Genomic DNA, 3,491 nt, shown 5'->3' on the forward strand with positions numbered 1-3,491 from the left:
CAGGTATCCCATCCCTGTCCGAGGAAGGTGTCGAGAATCTGCTTGCTGGCATCCGTGGGCAGAAGAATTTCCGAGGTGGCAGGGAGTTCAGAGGCCATGGCATCTCCCCTTTTCTTCATTGAGGATGTTGTTGACTTTGTGTCCAATTGAGCTACACTTTCTAAAAACAGGAGGACAATCATGCCTGCCAACGATTATGTTCGCGCCCGCATTGACCCTGCCATCAAGCATGAGGCCGCCGCCGTACTGGCAACCATGGGGCTGACGGTATCCGATCTCTGCCGCATGGCGCTGGCCAGAGTGGCTCATGAAAAGCGTCTGCCTTTCAGCGACGATATTCCCAATGCACTGACCCGTGAAACTATAGAGAAGGCGGAACGGGGAGAGGAAATATTTCACGCCAAGGATGCGGAAGATCTTTTCAGACAGTTGGGGATATAAGTGCGTAACTCCACTTTTACTGCTCAGTTTCGCCGTGATCTGAGAAAGGTGGAACATCGCGGCTACGATATGCAAAAGCTGAAAACGATAATCATGCTTTTGCTTAATGAGGAACCACTGCCTAAGCATTGTCGTGACCATGCCCTCAAAGGAGAGTGGAAACCATACCGGGAGTTGCATATAGAACCGGATTGGCTTCTTGTGTATAAAGTAAGCGAGAATGAGTGCGTTTTTTATCGTACCGGCACCCATGCCGATCTTTTTTCGCTGTAACAGGCGCATGGCGGTCTCCTATTGCTGTGCGCCGACCATGCGGGCATAAAGGTCGTCCATGTCCCTGCCGGTGGTTCCTTCCATGCGGGAAAGGAAGCTAAGCGCAGCAATGACGGTCAGGCGGTCCATAAGCTCCATGTTTTTTCGGGCAAGCTCCATCTGAAAAGCCTGCATGACCGCCATTTCCCGCAACAGTCCGGCATCCGTGGCCGTGGCTATCTGGGCAAACCAGTTGGGGTTGCCTACGCGCATCTGTGAGAGCAGTTTGTAAAGCCCGGCTTCCGAAAGTTTTCCGTCCACAATGCCGGGAGGAGTGCCGCTTCCTCCCGCTTCCGACCACTGATTCTGCGCCCATTCGGTCACGTCTTCCGGCAATGTGGGAGCGTGCAGCACGACGTGGTGGTTGAGCGCTTCGGTAACGGCGGCCAGACGTTCTTCGTGAACCTTCCTTGCCGCCGCGTAGGTCTGTCCTGCCGGAGTTTCCTTCTGTGCGTCTGTGACCATCGGAAGCGGACGGGGATTGGCCAGTGTCTTGATGGATTCATGCGCCTGCGCCACCTGGTCTTCCGTAAGCGTGCTTTGGAGCGGAAAGAGCGCATCCAGACTTTCGGGTTCGGAAGGCTGGTCGTCGGCCAGAATACGGTGCAGAAATTCCACCGGCTTTGCGCCGGGTGTGTTGGCATAGGCGAACTGTTTTTCCCTCATGGTCGCATGAATTTCCTGCCCTGCCTGTGCGCCGAGCTGTATTCCCGCGCCCAGCGAGGTTGCGCCGCAAAGCCCTGAGGGCTGGGCCGCCGTGCCGTACAGATCTTCGGTTTTCATGGCTTCGTCTGCGACGGCCTGCCCCTTGATGGCGGCGACATTGCTTTCCTTGAGCGCGACCAGCGCCCGGACGACGGTTGCCGTTTCGCTTTTGATGGTACCGATGATATTCTGTGCGGCCAGCAGAATTTCCGAACGGATGGCCTGGGCTTCCGCAGCGGTATAGGCGTTAACGGCCTGAATCGTTTCAGATTTGGCCGCTGAAATCATGGCGTTGATGGAACCGCATCCGCAGCCAGCGGCCCAGACCTGGACCGGAAACAGAACAATCGCCAGGGCAAAAAAGAGCTTTTTCATTGTTCCTCCGCCAGTTCATTGGCAATTTCCAAAATGACGTTGACGACTTCATCGTCGGAATCGCTCCTGTCCTCCACCTGCCGTCTGCGTCGTTCCACTTCGGCCTTGGCCGAACCTCCGGGAAAGCGTCGGGCCAGTCTGCGCAAGGCCTCGGACGGTCCCAGCCTTTGATAAAGATGGTTGCGGATGGTTACGTCTTCCGTGGTGGTGCTGAAGGCCCAGAGGGACTGCCCGCCTATGGTCAGACTGAGGACAAGTTGCGACATGCCCGAACCTGTGCGGAACAGGGCTACGAGATTGGAGCCTGTCCTGCCGGGCTTTCCCAGACGGGAAAGGGCATGACGGCAGGCCCCGTTCAGACCGAAGCGGAGACTCAGATTCTCAATGCTCTTTTCCGTGCCGGACCCCAGAATGACGACCGTGGTGGCCAGTTCGTCCGTGATGATTTTGGGAATATCGTCGATGGATTGCGTATAGAGACCGATGGAAAGGTTCCATTTGCGGCTTTCACGGGCCATGGTGGTCATATCCGCCTGCAACTGGCCGGAAACCGAGGTGTTTTTGGTGACGCGATGTGCTTCGTCGTAGCAAAGCCTTTTGGGGTCCTCCCGAATCGCCTCGATTCGCCCGGCATGATAGTCCCGGTAGGCTTCGGGCATGAGCTGCACATCCGCAGGCATCAGGAAGAAGCGTGAACCGAGGACGTGCCGGGCCAGCATATACATGACGGCGGACTGACGATCCGCCGTGGAACCGCCGCGCGGAGCCACTTCATCAAGGTCGAGGCTGACGATCTGAGCGTCGCCGAGGTCGAATTGCGTGGGTTCCTTCAGGATGACATAGGCGTCGATGGCATCCAGAAGGGAACGCCAGACATTGAGAATGAGATTTTCGTCATAGGTGTTCTGGATGCCTTTGTTCTGCCTGATTTGCGAGCCGACATCCGCCAGCAGAGGCACGGCGTAGCGCTGGGCCTGCAAGGCCTCATGGACATAGCCCCGTTCAAAAAGGGCATCGACCACTTCCCACCAGGACGTGGAAGTGTCCCGGCGTATGCCTTCTTCCGTGATGAGGGCGTGCAGCTTCGGAAGCACGTTCGGCTGGTAAAGCCGGGGGTGATGGTTGTCGGAGAGTTCCTCATAGGCGAGATCAACCGCTCTGCCTATGAGTCCGGGAACGCCGTCTGCCGGAGCCGTGACATCCAGAGGCGTGGCCAGCAAAGACAGCAGATTGACCAGAAATGCCTTGTGAGACGGCAGAGGTTTTCTGTTGCCGAGAGGCGTATCAAAGGGATTGATGGCATAGTCCGGCGTCATCCTGAGCCTGTGATAGGCCGCGAGATGTTTGCGGCCTTCAGGCAGATTTTCCTTCAGCAGCGTTATCAGCCCGGAGCTGGACGGACCGACATCCACGATGGACAGCCACGGCAGACGTGACAGTCCGCTCTGAGTGACGAACGCGAAGTTGAAGGCATTGAGAAAAACGGACTTGCCTCCGCCCATGGGGGCAACGCCGAGGTCTATCCAGGCGGCCTGTTTCGAAGAGTTGGCCGCATAAGGCATGATTTTACCGTCCTGGGTTCGGAACAGCAGGCTTCCTTCCCGCCACGGCGACGCCGGACGCAGCGGCAACATGCCAAGAGCGTCCTGCAAGGGCGC

Annotated in this window: 3 protein-coding genes and 1 pseudogene; 2 read left to right on the forward strand and 2 right to left on the reverse strand. The window is 57.2% G+C overall.

Annotated elements, in window-relative coordinates; genetic code table 11:
• Positions 1-180: 180 nt before the first annotated feature.
• Together ACZM8Y_RS17900 and ACZM8Y_RS17905 are read left to right on the forward strand one after the other, a co-directional pair.
• Entirely contained in the window at positions 181-441 is a 261-nt protein-coding gene (locus ACZM8Y_RS17900) for a type II toxin-antitoxin system RelB/DinJ family antitoxin (RefSeq protein ID WP_077073093.1), read from the forward strand.
• On the forward strand, positions 442-714 hold the full coding sequence (locus ACZM8Y_RS17905; protein ID WP_072337211.1) for a type II toxin-antitoxin system YafQ family toxin: 273 nt from the start codon (positions 442-444) through the stop codon (positions 712-714).
• Between the two features lie 18 nt (positions 715-732).
• Here ACZM8Y_RS17905 and ACZM8Y_RS17910 read toward each other — a convergent pair whose 3' ends face one another.
• Together ACZM8Y_RS17910 and ACZM8Y_RS17915 are read right to left on the reverse strand one after the other, a co-directional pair.
• Positions 733-1,833, reverse strand: a complete 1,101-nt coding sequence (locus tag ACZM8Y_RS17910) for a hypothetical protein (protein ID WP_489501985.1) — start codon at positions 1,831-1,833, stop codon at positions 733-735.
• Positions 1,830-3,491 (reverse strand): annotated as a pseudogene (locus tag ACZM8Y_RS17915) (hypothetical protein); the annotation flags it as partial. The pseudogene ACZM8Y_RS17915 and the gene ACZM8Y_RS17910, both read right to left, overlap by 4 nt.

The sequence above is a fragment of the Bilophila sp. genome (genome assembly GCF_057864385.1).

Coding starts and splice junctions, on each gene's coding strand:
- ACZM8Y_RS17900 (WP_077073093.1), top strand. CDS start 181: ATGCCTGCCAACGATTATGTTCGCGCCCGCATTGACCCTGCCATCAAG.
- ACZM8Y_RS17910 (WP_489501985.1), bottom strand. CDS start 1,833: ATGAAAAAGCTCTTTTTTGCCCTGGCGATTGTTCTGTTTCCGGTCCAG.